14 protein-coding genes are annotated in these 17339 nt (G+C 70.9%); 8 read left to right on the plus strand and 6 right to left on the minus strand.

Features of this window, described 5'->3' with window-relative positions:
• Positions 1-5 precede the first annotated feature (5 nt).
• Genes sdhA through sdhC form a run of 3 tightly spaced genes read right to left on the minus strand, consistent with a single transcriptional unit; the run spans position 6 to position 2613 of the window.
• Complete coding sequence (sdhA, locus tag AC1Q87_RS09600) at positions 6-1793, minus strand: succinate dehydrogenase flavoprotein subunit (protein WP_492608727.1); 1788 nt, start codon at positions 1791-1793, stop codon at positions 6-8.
• Entirely contained in the window at positions 1793-2191 is a 399-nt protein-coding gene (gene sdhD, locus AC1Q87_RS09605; RefSeq protein ID WP_436063269.1) for a succinate dehydrogenase, hydrophobic membrane anchor protein, read from the minus strand. The genes sdhA and sdhD overlap by 1 nt, the downstream gene beginning before the upstream one ends.
• Entirely contained in the window at positions 2191-2613 is a 423-nt protein-coding gene (sdhC, locus tag AC1Q87_RS09610; protein ID WP_492608728.1) for a succinate dehydrogenase, cytochrome b556 subunit, read from the minus strand. The genes sdhD and sdhC overlap by 1 nt, the downstream gene beginning before the upstream one ends.
• Before the next feature lie 188 nt (positions 2614-2801).
• Between sdhC and AC1Q87_RS09615 the strand changes: the two genes are divergently transcribed.
• Positions 2802-3686, plus strand: coding sequence for a LysR family transcriptional regulator (locus tag AC1Q87_RS09615; protein ID WP_492608729.1), 885 nt, complete (start codon positions 2802-2804; stop codon positions 3684-3686).
• On the opposite strand, the gene zapE is transcribed toward AC1Q87_RS09615, so the two are convergent.
• Complete coding sequence (gene zapE, locus AC1Q87_RS09620; RefSeq protein ID WP_492608730.1) at positions 3683-4801, minus strand: cell division protein ZapE; 1119 nt, start codon at positions 4799-4801, stop codon at positions 3683-3685. The two genes, AC1Q87_RS09615 and zapE, sit on opposite strands and share 4 nt — an antisense overlap.
• Positions 4802-4897: 96 nt before the next feature.
• Between zapE and AC1Q87_RS09625 the strand changes: the two genes are divergently transcribed.
• Entirely contained in the window at positions 4898-5119 is a 222-nt protein-coding gene (locus AC1Q87_RS09625; protein ID WP_492608731.1) for a hypothetical protein, read from the plus strand.
• On the opposite strand, the gene AC1Q87_RS09630 is transcribed toward AC1Q87_RS09625, so the two are convergent.
• Entirely contained in the window at positions 5116-5757 is a 642-nt protein-coding gene (locus tag AC1Q87_RS09630) for a hypothetical protein (protein WP_492608732.1), read from the minus strand. The two genes, AC1Q87_RS09625 and AC1Q87_RS09630, sit on opposite strands and share 4 nt — an antisense overlap.
• A 37-nt stretch (positions 5758-5794) precedes the next feature.
• The gene (locus tag AC1Q87_RS09635) at positions 5795-7306 is read right to left on the minus strand and encodes a CoA-acylating methylmalonate-semialdehyde dehydrogenase (protein ID WP_492608733.1); all 1512 of its coding nucleotides are present in this window, start codon (positions 7304-7306) and stop codon (positions 5795-5797) included.
• A 224-nt stretch (positions 7307-7530) separates the two neighbouring features.
• On the opposite strand from AC1Q87_RS09635, the gene AC1Q87_RS09640 reads away from it, so the two are divergent.
• The 6 genes from AC1Q87_RS09640 to addA all read left to right on the plus strand — a co-directional run bounded on the left by AC1Q87_RS09640 (position 7531) and on the right by addA (position 17276).
• The gene (locus AC1Q87_RS09640) at positions 7531-8406 is read left to right on the plus strand and encodes a GNAT family N-acetyltransferase (protein WP_492608734.1); all 876 of its coding nucleotides are present in this window, start codon (positions 7531-7533) and stop codon (positions 8404-8406) included.
• On the plus strand, positions 8403-8885 hold the full coding sequence (gene tsaE, locus AC1Q87_RS09645) for a tRNA (adenosine(37)-N6)-threonylcarbamoyltransferase complex ATPase subunit type 1 TsaE (protein ID WP_492608735.1): 483 nt from the start codon (positions 8403-8405) through the stop codon (positions 8883-8885). The genes AC1Q87_RS09640 and tsaE overlap by 4 nt, the downstream gene beginning before the upstream one ends.
• Positions 8863-9960: an N-acetylmuramate/N-acetylglucosamine kinase AmgK gene (gene amgK, locus AC1Q87_RS09650; RefSeq protein WP_492608736.1), complete on the plus strand. Its 1098-nt coding sequence runs from the start codon at positions 8863-8865 to the stop codon at positions 9958-9960. Before tsaE ends, amgK begins: the two co-directional genes overlap by 23 nt.
• A complete protein-coding gene (locus AC1Q87_RS09655; RefSeq protein WP_492608737.1) occupies positions 9957-10667 on the plus strand; it encodes a nucleotidyltransferase family protein in 711 nt (236 codons plus the stop codon). The genes amgK and AC1Q87_RS09655 overlap by 4 nt, the downstream gene beginning before the upstream one ends.
• A gap of 154 nt (positions 10668-10821) precedes the next feature.
• Entirely contained in the window at positions 10822-13809 is a 2988-nt protein-coding gene (gene addB, locus AC1Q87_RS09660; protein ID WP_492608738.1) for a double-strand break repair protein AddB, read from the plus strand.
• Positions 13806-17276, plus strand: coding sequence for a double-strand break repair helicase AddA (addA, locus tag AC1Q87_RS09665; RefSeq protein WP_492608739.1), 3471 nt, complete (start codon positions 13806-13808; stop codon positions 17274-17276). The genes addB and addA overlap by 4 nt, the downstream gene beginning before the upstream one ends.
• The last annotated feature ends 63 nt before the right edge of the window (positions 17277-17339 follow it).

The following is a 17339-nucleotide window of genomic DNA, read 5'->3' on the forward strand; positions in this document are numbered from 1 at the left end:
AGGACCTAGTAGACCCGCGCCTTCGGCGGGATGTAGGCGATGTCGTTGGTCATGGTGTAGCTGTGCACCGGCCGGTCATCGATGCGCACCTTGCCGGTGACGTCGTCGAACCAGGTCAGGGTGTGCTTCATCCAGTCTTGGTCGTTGCGGTCCGGATAGTCCTCGTGCGCGTGGGCGCCGCGGCTTTCGGTGCGGTTGTGCGCGCCGACCACGGTGACTGTCGCCTGGCCGATCAGGTTGTCCAGCTCGAGGGTCTCGAGCAGGTCGGTGTTCCAGATCAGGCCGCGGTCGGTGACCTTCAGGTCCGGGCGCTTGGCGTGCACCGCTTCCAGGCGCTTGACGCCCGAGGACAGCGCCTCGGTGGTGCGGAACACCGCGGCGTCCTCTTGCATCGCCTGCTGCATCTCCAGGCGCAGGTGCGCCGTCGAGGTGCCGCCGTTGGCGTTGCGCAGCTTGTCGAAGCGGGCCAGATGGCCGTCGGTCATCGAGGCCTTCAGCTCCGGCTGGGTCGCCCCGGCCTTGATCGTGTCGGCGCAGCGCAGCGCGGCCGAGCGGCCGAACACCACCAGGTCGATCAGCGAGTTGGAGCCCAGGCGGTTGGCGCCGTGCACCGACACGCAGGCCGCTTCGCCCACGGCCATCAGGCCCGGAACCACCTTGTCGGGGTTGTCGCCCTCGCGGGTCACGACTTCCGAGAAGAAGTTCGTGGGGATACCGCCCATGTTGTAGTGCACGGTCGGCAGAACCGGGATCGGCTCCTTGGTCACGTCGACGCCGGCGAAGATCTTGGCGCTTTCCGAAATGCCCGGCAGGCGTTCGGCCAGCATCTTCGGATCCAGGTGATCGAGGTGCAGGAAGATGTGGTCCTTCTTCGGACCCACGCCGCGGCCTTCACGGATTTCGATGGTCATGGCGCGGCTGACCATGTCGCGCGGGGCCAGGTCCTTCACGGACGGCGCATAGCGCTCCATGAAGCGCTCGCCCTCGGAGTTGGTCAGGTAGCCGCCTTCGCCGCGGGCGCCCTCGGTGATCAGGCAGCCGGCGCCGTAGATGCCGGTCGGGTGGAACTGCACGAACTCCATGTCCTGCAGCGGCAGGCCGGCGCGCAGGGCCATCCCGCCGCCGTCGCCGGTGCAGGTGTGGGCGCTGGTGGCCGAGAAGTAGGCGCGGCCGTAGCCGCCGGTGGCCAGGATCACCTGCTGGGCCTGGAAGCGGTGCAGGGTGCCGTCGTCGAGCTTCCACGCGGTCACGCCGCGGCAGACGCCTTCGTCCATGATCAGGTCGAGGGCGAAGTACTCGATGAAGAACTCGGTGTCGTGAGCCAGGCTCTGGCCGTACATCGTGTGCAGCATGGCGTGACCGGTGCGGTCGGCCGCCGCGCAGGTGCGCTGGATCGGGGCCTCGCCGAAGTTCTTGGTCATGCCGCCGAAGGCGCGCTGATAGATCTTGCCCTCGGCCGTGCGCGAGAACGGCACGCCCCAGTGTTCCAGCTCATAGACCGCCGCCGGCGCGTTGCGGCAGAGGTATTCGATGGCGTCCTGGTCGCCCAGCCAGTCCGACCCCTTGACGGTGTCGTACATGTGCCAGCGCCAGTCGTCCTGGCCCATGTTGCCGAGGCTGGCCGAGATGCCGCCCTGCGCCGCAACGGTGTGCGAGCGGGTCGGGAACACCTTGGTGATGCAGGCGGTCTTCAGACCGGCTTGGGCGCAGCCGAGCGCGGCGCGCAGGCCCGAGCCGCCGGCGCCGACGACGACGACGTCGAACTTGTGGTCGATGAAATTGTACTCGGCCATCAGAAGGCTCCGGAGAAGGCGGCCTTGAGGATCGCGAAGACGCCCAGGGCGCCGGCGAGGACGCAGATAGAATAATTGAGCAGCAGCAGGGCCGCCTTGGTGACGAAGCGGCCGATGTAGTCCTCGATGACCACCTGCATGGCGTTCTTCACGTGCACCAGGGTGCAGACCAGCAGCACGGCCAGCAGCACGGCGTTCACCGGCTTGGAGATCCAGTAGGCGGCGGCGTCATAGCCTTGACCGGCGAGCTGGATCGCCACCCAGGCGCCCCAGAGACCGAGCGGCACCAGCATCACGGCGCTGACGTGTTCGACGATGAAGTGGCCCACGCCGTGGTGCGCCGAGCCGAGGCCCAGGGCGCGCGAACGGGGGGTGCGAAGGGTCGGACCCGTGTTCATCACAGCACTCCCAGGATGAGGAGGACGGCCCAGAAGGCCAGGGTGGTCGCGACGGCGAAGGCGATGATCGCGATCGAGCCGGCGTTGGCCTCTGCGATCTTGAAGCCCTTGCCCATGTCCCAGAAGGCCTGACGCACGTTGTAGGCCAGGTTGTAGAACAGCGTGAAGGACAGGCCGAACAGCACCAGCAACCCGAGCGGCGAGCTGAGTGCGCCCGTATAGGCGTCGTAGCTCTGCGGCCCGCCGGCCAGGGCCAGCAGCCAGCCCGCCAGCAGCAGGGCCGACAGGTAGAGCCCGAAGATGCTCACCCGATGGAAGATCGAGGTGGCCATGGTGATGTGCCAGCGCCAGAGCAGCGGCGAGCCGAGGCCCCCGGTCATCAGGTGCGGTGAGAGCGGGCGTGGACGAGGTGCGTCGGACATGACGGGTCGTATTTCCTGAATAGGAAGAGGCGGCTCCGCTTTTAAGCCGCAGCCTTCGAGTGTCAACGAAGGCGCAGTCCCGCTCTCTACAGAGCAGCGACCTCCCCTTCGCCAAAGCCGAAGTTTCCGACCTTTTTCTTTTGATGCAATGCGTCTTTCCCGTATGCATCCTTCGCGGGAGACGAAGGATGCGGTTTGACCTGGTCGATTTGAGACTGTTCTGCGAGGTCGCGGACGCCGGATCCATCACCCGCGGGGCCGAGCGGTGCGCCCTGGCGCTGGCCGCCGCCTCCACCCGCATCCGAAACATGGAGGACGCGCTCGGCGCCCCGTTGCTGGAGCGGTCGCGACAAGGGGTCACGCCGACCCCGGCCGGCCGCACCCTGATCAAGCACGCCCGCACGATCCTCTCCCAGACCGCCCGGCTGCGCGAAGACCTCGGCGCCTATGCCGGCGGCCTGTCCGGCGAAGTGCGGCTGCTCGCCAACACCAACGCCCTGACCGAGTTCATCCCCGAGGCGCTCAGCCGCTTCCTCGCCGAACATCCGCACGTCAGCATCAACCTCGAGGAGCGGCTCTCCGACGAGATCGTCGGGCTGGTGGCCGAAGGGGTCGGCGACATCGGCATCGTCGCCGGCACCGTCGACATGGGCAGCCTGGAGACCTTCCCGTTCCGCTCGGACCGCTTCGTGGTGGTGACCAGCGCCATCCATCCGTTGGCCCAGCGCAAGTCGATGACCTTCGCCGACGTGCTCGGCTGCGACCTGGTCGGGCTCGATCGCGCCTCCTCGCTGCAGCGGTTTCTGTCGGCCAAGGCGGTGCGCGAAGGCCGCCCCCTGCGGCTGCGCGTGCAGCTGCGCAGCTTCGATGCGGTCTGCCGGCTCGTGGAATGCGGCGTCGGGGTCGGCATCGTGCCGGAAACCACCGCCCGCCGCGCGGCGCGCACCATGTCGCTCGGCATCGTCGACCTGACCGACGACTGGGCCCAGCGCGAGCTGACCATCTGCGTGCGCAGCCTGGAGGGCCTGGCCCCCTACGCCCGCGACCTCGTCGAGAGCCTGAAGTCGGGCTAGCCGGCGTCCTCGGCCAGCCAGTCGGCCGAACGCATCTCCTGTAGCCGCGAGGCCGTGCGCTCGAACTCGAACGCCCCGTCGCCCGACGGATAGAGCGTCGTCGGCTCGGACTGCGCCAGCACGATCAGCTTGGCGTGCGCCTCGTAGAGCGCGTCGATCAGGATCACGAACCGCCGCGCTTCCTCGCGCCGGTTCGGCGTCAGCTGCGGCACGTCTTCCAGGAACAGGGTGTGGAAGCGTTCGGCGATGGCGATGTAGTCGTTCGGCCCCAGCGCCACCGAGCACAGGCTGGCGAAGCTGGCCCGCACCATGCCGCCCTGGGCGTGCGGCAGATGCACCTTGCGGCCCAGCACCTCCAGCGTCTCGCCGACCTCCGCCTCGCCGTTCAGCATGTCCTTCCACAAGGCGTCGAAGCTGCGGGCGTTGTCCGGGTCGTTAGGGCTGAACCAGGTGCCTGCCGCCCGCAGGCGGTCCAGCCGGTAGTCGTGCGGCCCGGCGACGCTGACCACCTCGACCTTGCTCTTCAGCAGTTCGATGAACGGCAGGAACAGCTGGCGGTTGATGCCGTCCTTGTAGAGCTGGTCCGGCAGCCGGTTCGAGGTCGCCACCAAAGTCACGCCGCGCGCGAACAGCGCCTCGAACAACCGGCCCAGGATCATCGCGTCGGCGATGTCGGTGACCTGGAACTCGTCGAAGCACAGCAGCCGCGCCTGGCCGGCCACGACGTCGGCGACCGGCGGGATCGGATCATCGCCCTTGTGCTGGCCGAACCTGGCCTTGCGCGCCGCGGGGTCACCCTTGCGCCAGGCGTCGATCAGCCGATGGATCTCGCCCATGAAGACGTGGAAGTGAATGCGCCGCTTCTTCTCGACGGGAGCATTGGCGAAGAACAGGTCCATCAGCATGGACTTGCCGCGCCCCACCGGCCCGATCAGGTAGACGCCCTTCTGGCTCTCGGCCTTCTTGAAGAACGAGGCGAAGCCGCTGGGCTCGGCCCGCGCCAGGTCGCCCTCCAGCCGCACCAGCGCCGCCAGCGCGGCGGCCTGGGCCGCGTCGGGACGGATATCGCCCTGCGCCAGGCGGGCGTCGTAGGAGGCTTGCAACTGCGAGGGCATGGGTTTCGCCTAGACCTTCGACGCGCCCGCCTCAAGCACGGAACAGCTCGCCCCCTGAACGGTTGACCTAGTCGGACTGAAGATGAGGAGCCTGCCATGGCCGGAAAGACCCGCGACGCCACGCCCGACCCCGTCATCGACGGCGAGACCGATCCGCAGCTCGACCTCGAGCTCGGCGGCGCCGACGACCTGGAGGACGAGGCCAGCCGCCAAAGCTTCGGGCGGCGCGCCAGCGGTCATCCAGCCGATCGCGAACACGGCATGAAGACCCGCGCGCGCAGCAAGCAGATCGTCAGCGGCCGGCCCTACGCCAGCTAGCTGGCCAGGCCCAGTTCCCTGCGCACGAAGCGGTAGGTCTCGCGCCGCTCGCAGGCGCACGCCCGCATCTTGCCGTCCTTGGTCCACCAGACCAGGGTCGGATAGGCGAACCTCACGCCGTTGGCGCGCAGCAGCGGCTGCAGGTCGTCGACCAGCTTGCGGCCGGCCTCGACCACCGCGGTCCTCGCCATGTCGCCGTCGGCCGGCGGAATGCCCTCGGCCGTCCAGGCCTGGGCCGGAGTGTCCTCCCACCGCTCCATCAGCGGCCACGAGCGCCCGAGCCACAGCTCGGCGACCGTCGCCCGTTCGGCCGGGGTCGACTTCGATACGCCGTTGACGTCGCGCCGCGCGATCTCGATCACCCGGGTGTCGACGCCGGCGGCCTGCAGCAGCGGGAATTCCTCGGCCTTGAAGCGCACGCAGTCGGGGCAGGTGCGGAACGAGATCATGTACAGCTTCGGCCCGGTCTTGCCCGGCGACACCCAGCCCGAGGTCTCCAGGATCCTGGCGATCTCGTCCTGGTGCTTGGTGATCGTATGCGGCCGCCAGCGCAGGTCGTAGTTCCACCACGCAAAGCCGCCGGCCCCCGCCAGGGCGAGGACCAGGACGAGGATCGCCCAGAGCTGAAACCGCTTCATCGAACCTCCGCCGCCAACGCGCGGCAGAGTAGATCCATCACCGCATGGTGGGAATGACGAAGGCGCTGTCCTCGGTCAGGCCCTCGGGCCAGCGGGCGGTTATGGTCTTGATCTTGGTGTAGAACTTCACGCCCTCGACGCCGTGCTGGTTCACGTCGCCGAACGCGCTGCGCTTCCAGCCGCCGAAGGTGTGGTAGGCAACCGGCACCGGGATCGGCACGTTGATCCCCACCATCCCGACATTGACCCGGGCGGCGAACTCGCGCGCGGCGCGGCCGTTGCGGGTGAAGATCGCCACCCCGTTGCCGTACTGGTGCTGGCTGGGCAGGGCCAACGCCTCCTCGAAGCTCTCCGCGCGGACGATCTGCAGCACCGGGCCGAAGATTTCCTCCTGATAGGTCCGCATCGTCGGCTTCACCTGATCGAACAAGCTCGGACCGATGAAGAAGCCCTTCTCATAGCCCTGCAGCGCGAAGCCGCGGCCGTCGACCACCAGCTCGGCGCCCTCGTCGACCCCGATCTGGATGTAGTCGGCGATCTTGTTGCGGTGCGCGGCGCTGACCACCGGCCCGTACTGCGCGGCGGAGTCGGTCGAGACCCCGACCTTCAGCGTCTCCAGTTCGGCGACGACCCGTTCGCGGATCGCGTCGGCGGTCTTGGCGCCCACCGGCACCACCACCGGCAGCGCCATGCAGCGCTCGCCGGCCGAGCCGTAGGCCGCGCCGACCAGGTCCTTGACGGTCTGGTCGAGGTCGGCGTCCGGCATGACGATGCCGTGGTTCTTGGCCCCGCCCATCGCCTGCACGCGCTTCCCGTGAGCGGTGCCGGTCGAATAGACGTAGGAGGCGATGTCGGACGAGCCGACGAAGCTGACCGCCGCGATCGCCGGATGGGTCAGGATGGCGTCGACCGCGACCTTGTCGCCGTGCACCACGTTCAGCACGCCTGCCAGGTCCATGCCCAGGTTCGCCCCGGCCTCCATGAACAGCTCGGCCAGCCGCACCGGCACGCTCGGGTCCTTCTCCGACGGCTTCAGGATGAAGGTGTTGCCCACCGCGATCGCGATGCCGAACATCCACATCGGGATCATGCCGGGGAAGTTGAACGGGGTGATCCCCGCCGCCACGCCCAGCGGCTGGCGCATCGAATAGACGTCGATGCCGGGCCCCGCGCCCTCGGTGTACTCGCCCTTCAGCACATGCGGGATGCCGCAGGCGAACTCGATCACCTCCAGCCCGCGCTGGATGTCGCCCTTTGAGTCGGCGATCACCTTGCCGTGCTCGGACGACAGCAGGGCCGCCAGCTCGTCCATCCGCGCCTCGACCAGGCGCTTGAACTCGAACATCACCCGCGCGCGGCGCTGCGGATTGGTCGCCGCCCAGGCCGGCTGGGCCTTCAGCGCGGCCTGCACCGCCGCGTCGACCTCGGCCGGCGTCGCCAGGGCGACTTTTGCCTGCACCTCGCCGGTGTTGGGGTCGAAAACGTCGCCGAACCGCCCGGACACGCCAGGCTGAGCCGCACCGGAGATGAAGTGTTGGATGTCACGCATACCGGCGTTGTATGCCCTCCGACGGGGCCTGGGTAGACTTCACCCAACGTGAGCAGGGCCGTGTTTTTCGCCCTCCGCCCGCCGCAGCGCGATCTTGCAGGGATCCTCTCCATGCTTCGTCATGGCCGGGCCGGCAGGTCCCGGCCATCCGATCGAAGGAAAACGCCACATCGCCAGCCCTTCGCTTGCTCCGGTGCGGCGGGCCGTCGCATTCTGCGCGTCCGATGACGAGCCTTTCGCCCACTGCGACCGCCCTGCCCGCGCGCAGCGCCTATCACGACCACATCGTCGACACCCTGATCGCCGAGCGGGCGCCGCGGCTGTCGGGCGGCCCGCTGTGGCCGTTGCTCCGCCCGGCGCTCTACAGGATCCTCGACTACCGCAAGGCCCGGGCCATGGCCGACGCCATCGCGCCGATGCCCGGCCGCGCCGCGCTCGACTACGTCTCGGACCTGCTCAGCGTGAAGGTCCAGGCCCGCGGCCTGGAGCATGTCCCGGCGAAGGGTCGCGCGATCTTCATCTGCAACCATCCGACCGGCATCGCCGACGGCATCGCGGTGTTCGACGCGCTCAAGGGCCTGCGCCCGGACATCTGCTTCTACGCCAACTCCGACGCCCACCGCGTCGCCCCGCACTTCGACGAGGTGCTGATCCCGGTCGAGTGGGTCGAGGAGAAGCGCACCCGCGAGCGCACCCGCCTCACCCTGCAGCTGACCCGCGAGGCGATGGAGGCCGAACGCGCGCTGATGATCTTCCCGGCCGGCCGCCTGGCCCGTCGCGGTCCAGGCGGCGTGCTCAGCGATCCGGAGTGGATGCCCAGCGCCATCTCCCTGGCCCGCAAGTACCAGGCGCCGGTGATCCCCATGCACCTCGACGGCCCGTCCTCGACCCTCTTCCACTTCTTCAACCGCTTCTCCAACGAGCTGCGCGACATCACCCTGTTCCACGAGCTGCTCAACAAGCGCGGCCGCGAGTTCTCGCTGCTGCTCGGCCCGCCGGTGGCGCCCGACGCGCTCGATCCCGACGCGGTCGCCGCGACCGAGGCGCTCAAGGCCTACGTCCGGACCCTGCCGCAGCATCCCGAAAGGCCGTTCGCATGATCACCCCGGCCGACGGCGACTTCCGTCTCGACGACGAGGCCGCCACCGGGCGGCTGGGCGCGGCCATCGCCGCCGAGCTGAAGCCCGGCGAGGCGATCTGTCTGACTGGTCCGCTGGGGGCCGGCAAGTCGACCCTGGCCCGCGCCCTGGTCCGCGCCCTGACCACCCCGAACGAGGACGTTCCCAGCCCGACCTTCACCATCGTGCAGTTCTACGAGGGCGCGCGGCTGAAGGTCGCGCACTTCGATCTCTATCGCCTCACCTCGGCGGACGAGGCCTATGAGATCGGCCTGGACGAAGCGCTCGAGGACGGCGCGGCGGTGATCGAATGGCCCGAGCGCCTGGAGGGCCATCTCCCCCCCGACCGACTTGATGTAGAGATCGTCGTCGATGAGTCGCCGGGTGGCGGGGAGGCGCGGCGCGCCCGGCTGACGCCGGCGGGCGCCTGGGAAGGACGTGGGCTTGAATTCCGATCGTGACGGCCGCAAGGCCGAGTTCCTAAAGGCCGCGGGGCTGGCCGACGCCCGTCGCGAACTGCTGGCCGGCGACGCCTCGACGCGCGCCTATGAACGCCTGCACCGGGCCGACGGCTCGACCGTGATCTTCATGGACCAGCCGCCCGCCGCCGAGAGCGCGGTCTGTCCGCCCGGCGCCACCGAGGCCGAGCGCCTGGCCATGGGCTACAACGCCGCCGCCCGCCTGGCCGCCGGATCGGTCGCCGCCTTCGTCACCACCGCCGCCTGGCTGCGCGATCACGGCCTCTCGGCGCCGCAGATCCTCGCCCACGACATCGAGGCCGGCCTGGCCGTGCTGGAAGACCTGGGCGATGGCCTGTTCGCGACCCTGATCGCCGACGGACAGGCCGAAGCGCCGCTCTACGAGGCCGCCGTCGACGTCCAGATCCAGCTGCAGGAGACCACGCCGCCCGACGTGCTCGTCGCCGACGGCGCATCCTGGCCGCTGCTGACCTACGACGCCCTGGCCCTGAAGGTCGGGACCGACACCTTCCTCGAATGGTGGCCGCAGTTCGCGCGCATCCCGGCGTTCTCGCCGGACGCCCTGGCCGAATGGGAGGCGCTCTGGGCCCCGGTGTTCGCCCGCGGCGCGGCCGACGCCGACGTCTTCACCCACCGCGACTTCCACGCCCAGAACCTGCTCTGGCTGCCGCAGCGCGCGGGCGCGGCCCGCGTCGGCCTGCTCGACTTCCAGGACGCCCTGCGCGCCCATCCCGCCTGGGACCTGACCCATCTGCTGCAGGACGCCCGCCGCGACGTCTCGCCGGAGCTCGAGGCCGCCATGCTGGACCGCTTCCTGACCGCCCGGCCGAGCCTGGACCGCGAAGCCTTCGTCCACGACTACCGCGCGCTCGCCGCCTCGAACGCCGCGCGCATCCTCGGCCGCGTCTTCGCCCGCCAGGCCCTGCTCGGCCGGCGCCAATACGAGGCCTTCATGCCCCGCACCTGGCGCTACCTGGAACGCAACCTGACCGACCCGTCGATGGCCGGCCTCAAGACCTGGTTCGACCGCCACGTGCCCGCGCAGGCCCGCCGATGAGCCAGATCAAGACCGCGATGGTCCTGGCCGCGGGTCTCGGCACCCGCATGCGGCCGCTGACCGACGAGCGCCCCAAGGCCCTGGTCACCGTCGCCGGCAAGGCGCTGATCGACCATGTCCTCGACCGCCTGGTCGCGGCCGGGATCGAGCGGGCGGTGGTCAACGTCCATCACTTCGCCGACCAGATGGAGACCCATCTCGCCGGCCGCCGCGACATCGAGATCCTGATCTCCGACGAGCGCGCCGCCCTGCTCGACTCCGGCGGCGGCATCAAGCACGCCCGCGCTCTGCTGGGCGACGATCCGATCCTGATCGCCAACATCGACTCGCTGTGGATCGAGGGCGAGACGCCGGCCCTGGAGACCCTCAAGGCGACCTGGGACCCGGCTGCCATGGACCTCTGCCTGCTGCTGGTCCGCCGCGGCCACGGCATCGGCTTCGAAGGCCCGCAGGGCTTCTTCATGGACGAGGCCGGCCGCCTGACCCACTCGGCCAAGCCCGAACCGCCCACCCCCTACGCCAATGTCGGCTTCCAGATCCTCAAGCCGCAGATCCTCGACGGCGAGCCGGACGGGGCCTTCTCGATCGTGCCGGTCTGGTGGCGGCTCGCGGAACAGGGCCGCCTCCACGGCGCGGTGATGGACGGCTTCTGGATGCACGTCGGAGACCCCGCCGCCCGGGAGGCGACCGAGGCGAAGCTGCGGTGAATCAACGCCGTCCAGATGCTCCCCTCCTGGGGGAGCTGTCAGCCGCATGGCTGACTGAGGGGGACTTTGACTCAAGGCCGCCCGAGAGCATTCCCCCTCCGTCTCGATGCTGCGCATCGATCCACCTCCCCCAAGAGGGGAGGATCTGGAGGCCATGACCCTCTTCGCCCGCCCCGGCCCGCGCTGGTTCAATATCCCCGCCCACCGGCCGTTCGTGCAGGACCTGGCCGCCGGGCTCTATGACGCCCTGACCCCGCTCGGCCCCGACGCGCTATCGCAGGCCATCATCCTCACCCCGACCCGGCGCGGCGCGCGGGCCCTGGCCGACGCCTTCATCGCCGCGGCCGGCGGCAAGGCGGTGCTGCCGCCGCAGATCCGCCCGCTCGGCGACCTCGACGAGGGCGAGCCGCCGTTCGAGCCCGGCGACCTGGCCGTCGAACTGCCCGCCGCCATCGGCTCGCTGCGCCGCCGCTTCGAGCTGACCCGGCTGGTCAAGGCGCACGAGCGGCAGCTCGGCCGCGAGCTTGACGCCTCCGCCGCCCTGGAACTGGCCGACGCGCTCGGCGGCTTCCTCGACAGCCTGCAGATCGAGGAGGTCAGCGGCGACGGCCTGGCCGAACTGGTCGGCGCCGACCTCGCCGAGCACTGGCGCATCAGCCGCGAGTTCCTGGAGATGGCCCAGGTCGCCTGGCCCGCGCGCCTGGCCGAGCTTGGCCTGGTCGACGTCTCCCAGCGCCGCGTGGCGCTGCTGCGCAAGCTGGCCCAGGCCTGGACCGACCGCCCGCCGCAGGGCGTGCTGATCGCCGCCGGCTCGACCGGCACCGCGCCGGCCACCGCCGACCTGCTGGCCGTGGTCGCCGCCGCGCCGCAGGGCGCCGTGGTCCTGCCCGGCCTCGACGACAGCCTGGCCGAAAGCGCCTGGATCGAGGTCGGCGAACAGCATCCGCAGGGCGCGATGCGCCGCCTGCTGCACCGCGCCGGGGTCGAGCGCCGCGACGTCATGGAGTGGCCCGCCTCCTTCACCCTCGACTCGCGTGGCCGCTGGCGCCGCCGGGTGATCAACGAAGCCCTGCGCCCGGCCGAACGCACCGCCGACTGGCTGTCGGTGATCGAGAGCCTGCGCCGCGAGGGCGACAAGGACGGCGTCGACGCCATCGCCGAGGGCCTGTCGGGCCTGTCCGTGGTGACCGCCCGCGCCGAGGAGGAGGCCGCCACCACCGCCGCCCTGCTGCTGCGCGAGGCGCTGGAGACGCCCGGCCGCACCGCCGCCCTCGTCGCCCCCGACCAGGCCCTGGCCCGCCGCGTCGCCGCCAAGCTGGCCCGCTGGGGCGTCGCCGCCGACTCCTCGGCCGGCCTCTCGCTCTCCGGCTGCCCCGGCGGGGTGTTGGCCGGCCTGGTCGCCAAGGCCGCCATCGACCCGCTCGACCCGATCACGCTGCTCGCCGTGCTCAAGCATCCGCTCGTGCGCCTCGGCCTTGATCCCGAACACCTGGTCGAGGCCCGCACGGCGCTGGAGCGGGAGGGCCTGCGCGGCCCGCGCTGCACAACCTGGCCGGCCCTGGAGGCGCGGCTCGGCAAGTCCGAGATCGCGCTCGCCCTCTCCCGCACGCTGCAGGCGTCGCTCTCTCGCCTGGTGATCGATGGCGAGGCCCAATCGCCGGCCGACGCCGCGCGGCGTCTGACCGAAACCCTCGAAGCCCTGGCCGTCGATCCGCTCGGTGACCACGGCCAGCTCTGGGCCGACCACGGCGGCGAGGCGCTGGGCCGGCTGCTGGCCGGGCTGATCGACGAATCCGAAGGCCTGCCGCACGTCACCGCCCGCGGCTTCGCCGATCTGCTTTCGCGGCTGATGGCCGGCGAGAGCGTCCGCACCGGCGGCTCGACCCATCCGCGCCTGCGCATCCTCGGCGCCATCGAGGCGCGCCTGACACGCGCCGACCGGCTGGTGGTCGCCGGCCTGGAGGAAGGCGTCTGGCCGCAGGGCGCGCCGCTCGACCCATTCCTGTCGCGCCCGATGCGCGAACGCCTGGGCCTGCCGCCGCCCGAGCGCCGCGTCGGCCTCGCCGCCCACGACTTCGCCCAGGCCGCCTGCGCGCCAGAAGTGATCCTGCTGCACTCCGAGCGCCGCGAGGGCGCGCCGGCGGTCAAGTCGCGCTGGCTCTGGCGGCTGGAGACCTTGGCCCGCGGCGCCGGCGTGCTGCTCCCCGGCCGCCCGGACGTCCTCGACTGGGCCCGCGCCCTCGACGCCGCCCAGACCTACGCACCGGCCAAACGCCCGGCCCCCTCGCCGCCGATCGAGGACCGTCCGCGCCGCATGGCGGTCACCCGCATCGAGGCCCTGACCCGCGATCCTTACGGCGTCTGGGCCCGCGACATCCTCAAGTTCTTCCCGCTCGACCGCCCCGACGAGGCGGTGGAGGCCCGCGCCCGCGGCACCGCTATCCACGCCGCCTTCGAGCGTTTCGCCACCGACTATCCGCGCGAGCTGCCGCCCGACGCGGCGGCGATCTTCGAGGCGATGTACGTCGCCGAACTCGAAGCCGCTGGCATGCCGCACGAGGCCCTGGCCCGCGAGGCCGCCCTGGCCCGCGAAGCCGCGCTCTGGGTCGCCGACCTCGAAGCCCGCCGCCGCGCCGACGGCCGCGCCATACATGTCGAGAAGGCGGGCGAGCGCACCATCGACGCCCTGGCCGGTCCGTTCACCGTCACCGCCAAGGCCGACCGTATCGAGCTTGACGCCGAGGGCTACGGCCACATCCTCGACTACAAGACCGGCAAGGCGCCCTCGAAGAAGGTCGTGGAGACCGGCTTCTCGCCGCAGCTCACCCTCACCGCCGCGATCCTGGCCGGCGGCGGCTTTCCCGACATCGGCCGCGCCGAGCCCGGCGAGCTGACCTATCTGGAGGTCACCGGCCGCAAGCCCGCCGGTCGCGAGGAGGTCCGCGCCGCCGCTGGCGAGGAGAGCGCTGACGCCGCGGCCCGCGCCCTGGAGGGCCTGGCCAAGCTGATCGACCAGTTCGACCGCGGTCGCCCCTATGCCTCGCGGGTCGCCCCGCAGTTCGTGAAGCTGCACATGAGCGACTACGACCACCTGGCCCGCGTCTTCGAGTGGTCGACCAGCGGCGAGGAGGACGGCGAGTGAACGCGATCATCGCCGCTGGGGACCCGCAGCGCCTGGCCGCCGACCCCGCCATCTCGGCCTTCGTCACCGCCAACGCCGGGTCGGGCAAGACCAAGACCCTGATCGACCGGGTGGCGCGCCTGCTGCTGGCCGGGGCCAAGCCCGAGACCATCCTCTGCGTGACCTACACCAAGGCCGCCGCCGCCGAGATGCAGCGCCGGCTCTACCACCTGCTGGGCGGCTGGTCGGTCTATGACGACGACAGTCTGCGCTCCGAGCTCGCCAAGCTCGAAGGCCGCGCGCCCCAGGCCTATGACGCCCGCAGCCTCTCCAAGGCCCGCGCCCTGTTCGCCAGCGCCTTGGAGACGCCCGGCGGCCTGAAGATCCAGACCATCCACGCCTTCTGCGAAAAGCTGCTGCGGCGCTTCCCGTTGGAGGCCGGCGTCTCGCCCGGCTTCCGGGTCATGGACGACAGCGCCAGCGCCGCCGTCGCCGACGCCGCCCGCAAGGCCGTCGCCCGCCACGCCCTGCGCGGCGAGGGCGCGGTCGCCCAGGCCTATGCCCGCTTTTCGGTGGCGCTCGATTTCCAGAGCTTCCAGGGCATGTTCGCGACCTTCGAGAGCCAGCGCGGCGCGCTCGGGGCCTATTTCGATCGCCACGGCGGCCTGGAAGGCACGGTCGAGCACGTCTGGCAGGTCTGCGAGTTCGACGAGCCCACCGACCCCGACGCGGTCGAAGCCCAGGCGCTGGCCCAGCTGAACCGTTCGGCCTGGCGCGACTGCGTCGAGGTGCTGGCCCAGGGCGGCAAGGCCGACATCACCAACTCCGCCAAGCTGGCCGCCGCCCTCGCCCCCGGCGCCGGGTTGGACGAATGCCTCGCTGCGCTCTTCACCGAGAAGGGCGAGAGCACGCCGGTCGCCTGGGTCGCCAAGACCGCCGGCCTCAAGGTCCGCGAAGACCTGCGCTTCTTCCTGCTGGCCGAACAGGATCGCCTGGAGATCGCCCGCGAGCGCCGCCGCGCCGCACGGGTCGCCCACGACACCCACGGCGCGCTGATCCTGGCCAGCGCCTACCTCGCCGCCTACGCCATCGAGAAGACCGCCTCCGGCGCGCTGGATTTCACCGATCTTATTGAAAAAACACGCGATCTCGTCGCCTCACGGCCCATGGCCGCCTGGGTGCTCTACAAGCTCGACGGCGGGGTTGATCATGTCCTCGTTGACGAAGCCCAGGACACCGCCCCCGAGCAGTGGGAAATCGTCCGCGCCCTGACCGAGGAGTTCTTCTCCGGCGCCGGCCAGCCCGCCGAACGCCTGCTCGAACGCAACATGTTCGTCGTCGGCGACGAGAAGCAATCGATCTACTCGTTCCAGGGCGCCCGGCCCGAACTGCTGATCCAGGAGTTCGAGTTCCACCGCGATCGCGCCACCGGCGCCGGCTTCCGGTTCGAGCGCGTCGACCTGCTGACCTCCTGGCGCTCGACGCCGCAGGTGCTGCGCTTCGTCGACGCCGCCTTCGCCCCGCCCGAACTGGCCGCCGCGATCCTGCCGCGGGTCGAGGCCGAAGCCATCGTCCACCAGGCCGTGCGCTCCGACGCCGGCTGCGTCGACCTCTGGCCGTTGGAGCGCGAGGAGAAGGGCGACGTCCGCGACGCCTGGGACGCCCCGCTCGACGAGGAAGGCCAAGCCAGCGCCAACAAGCGCCTGGCCGAGAAGATCGCCGCCGAGATCGCCGCCCTGATCGAGCGCGGCGATGCGGTGCTCGACAAGGACAGCCGCCAGCCGCGCCCGGCCACCGCCGGCGACGTGCTGATCCTGGTCCGCCGCCGCAAGGCGCTGTTCGAAGAGATCCTGCGCGCCCTCAAGCACCGCAAGATCCCGGTCGCCGGCGCCGACCGGCTGGCGCTTTCGGAGCACATCGTCTTCGACGACCTGTTGGCTCTGGCCCGCTTCGCCCAGTTCCCGGCCGACGAACTGACCCTGGCCGCCCTGCTGCGCAGCCCGTTCTGCGACCTCTCCGACGACAGCCTCTACGCCCTGGCCCATGGCCGCGGCCGCGAGAACCTCGCCGCCCTGCTGCGCCGCCGCCGGGAGGAGACGCCCGCCTGGGCCGCCGCCGCCGACCTCGTCGAATGGCTCGTCGCCAACCGTGCCGCGCGCCCCTTCGAGTTCTATTCCCGGCTGCTGGCCTTGCGCGACGAGAGCGGCCGCTCGATGCGCCGGCGGCTGATGGAGCGGCTGGGCGCCGAGGCCGAGGACGCGCTCGACGAATTCCTCGCCCAGGTGCTCGCCGCGGAGGGCCGCGGGGTCGAGGACCTCGAAAGCCTGGCCGCCGCGCTCGCCAGCCTCGACATCACGGTGAAGCGCGAGATGGAGGCCGGCCGCGACGAGGTGCGGGTGATGACCGCTCACGGCGCCAAGGGGCTGGAGGCGCCCATCGTCTTCCTGCCGGAGACGACGCTGGGCCGCACCGCGCGGGGCTCGCCGCTGATGCGCACCCCGCAGGGCGGCTTCCTCTGGAGCACGTCGAAGGGGACCGACTGCGCCGCCTCGCTGGAAGCCCGCGAATGGCGCGCCAAGAAGGACGAGGAGGAGGCCGCTCGCCTGCTCTATGTGGCCCTCACCCGGGCCCGCGACCGGCTGGTGCTGTGCGGCCGTGTCTCGTCCACCGCCAAGGAAGAGAACATCAAGGGTTGGTGGGGCGCGGCGGTTGCGGCCTTCGACCACCCCGACGTCGGCGGCGAGAAGCGCGTCATCGTCGGCGGCGGCCGCGAGTTCGTGCGCTTCGGCCCCGATCCGATCCCGCTCGGCCGCGCCCAGGCCCTGGCCGAAGCGACCGCCCCCCTGCCGGCCTGGGCGCAGGTAGCGCCACCGGCCGAGGCCTTCGCCCGCTACGCCTCGCCCTCGCAGCTGAGCGAGGACGTGGCTACGCCCGCCACCTCGCCGCTGATCCGCACCGAGGGCCTGGGCCGGTTCCGGCGCGGCGACCTGATCCACCGGCTGCTGCAGATCCTGCCCGATCTGCCGCCTGCGGAGCGTGAATCAGCCGCCGCCCGCATCCTCTCGCGTGAACGTGATCTGTCCGCCGAGCAGCGCGCCGAGATGACCGCCGCCGCCATGGGCGTGCTCACCGACGCCCGCTTTTCCGAGGTGTTCGGACCGGGCAGCCGGGCCGAGGTCTCGGTCGCCGGAACGGCCCGCGGCCTGCCGCCGGGCCTGGCCATTTCCGGCCGCATCGACCGGCTGGTGGTGCTGCAAGACCGTGTCCTGGTGGCGGATTTCAAGACCAACCGCCCCTCCCCCGCCCGCATCGAGGACGCCGACCGCGCCTACCTGCGGCAGATGGCGATCTACGCCGCGGTGCTAGAGGATATCTTCGAAGGCCGTCGCATCGAGGCCGCCCTGGTCTGGACCGATGGCCCGAAGCTGATGGCGGTTCCAGAAAACCTGTGGCGTCAGACCCTTGCCGACCTCCATCGTGAAGGTTGATACCAGGGCCATGCCCGCCTACATCGGCGGATCGAGAGCCGCAGCCACGCGTTTTTCCGGCTG

Source organism: Phenylobacterium sp. GW823-FHT02A09, assembly GCF_058797775.1.

What these genes read in the sequence shown, in the direction of transcription:
- AC1Q87_RS09635 (WP_492608733.1), bottom strand. Translation starts at nt 7,306, where the DNA reads ATGCGTGACATCCAACACTTCATCTCCGGTGCGGCTCAGCCTGGCGTG.
- AC1Q87_RS09655 (WP_492608737.1), top strand. Translation starts at nt 9,957, where the DNA reads ATGAGCCAGATCAAGACCGCGATGGTCCTGGCCGCGGGTCTCGGCACC.
- sdhA (WP_492608727.1), bottom strand. Translation starts at nt 1,793, where the DNA reads ATGGCCGAGTACAATTTCATCGACCACAAGTTCGACGTCGTCGTCGTC.
- zapE (WP_492608730.1), bottom strand. Translation starts at nt 4,801, where the DNA reads ATGCCCTCGCAGTTGCAAGCCTCCTACGACGCCCGCCTGGCGCAGGGC.
- sdhC (WP_492608728.1), bottom strand. Translation starts at nt 2,613, where the DNA reads ATGTCCGACGCACCTCGTCCACGCCCGCTCTCACCGCACCTGATGACC.
- tsaE (WP_492608735.1), top strand. Translation starts at nt 8,403, where the DNA reads ATGATCACCCCGGCCGACGGCGACTTCCGTCTCGACGACGAGGCCGCC.
- AC1Q87_RS09615 (WP_492608729.1), top strand. Translation starts at nt 2,802, where the DNA reads ATGCGGTTTGACCTGGTCGATTTGAGACTGTTCTGCGAGGTCGCGGAC.
- AC1Q87_RS09640 (WP_492608734.1), top strand. Translation starts at nt 7,531, where the DNA reads ATGACGAGCCTTTCGCCCACTGCGACCGCCCTGCCCGCGCGCAGCGCC.
- AC1Q87_RS09625 (WP_492608731.1), top strand. Translation starts at nt 4,898, where the DNA reads ATGGCCGGAAAGACCCGCGACGCCACGCCCGACCCCGTCATCGACGGC.
- addB (WP_492608738.1), top strand. Translation starts at nt 10,822, where the DNA reads ATGACCCTCTTCGCCCGCCCCGGCCCGCGCTGGTTCAATATCCCCGCC.
- AC1Q87_RS09630 (WP_492608732.1), bottom strand. Translation starts at nt 5,757, where the DNA reads ATGAAGCGGTTTCAGCTCTGGGCGATCCTCGTCCTGGTCCTCGCCCTG.
- sdhD (WP_436063269.1), bottom strand. Translation starts at nt 2,191, where the DNA reads ATGAACACGGGTCCGACCCTTCGCACCCCCCGTTCGCGCGCCCTGGGC.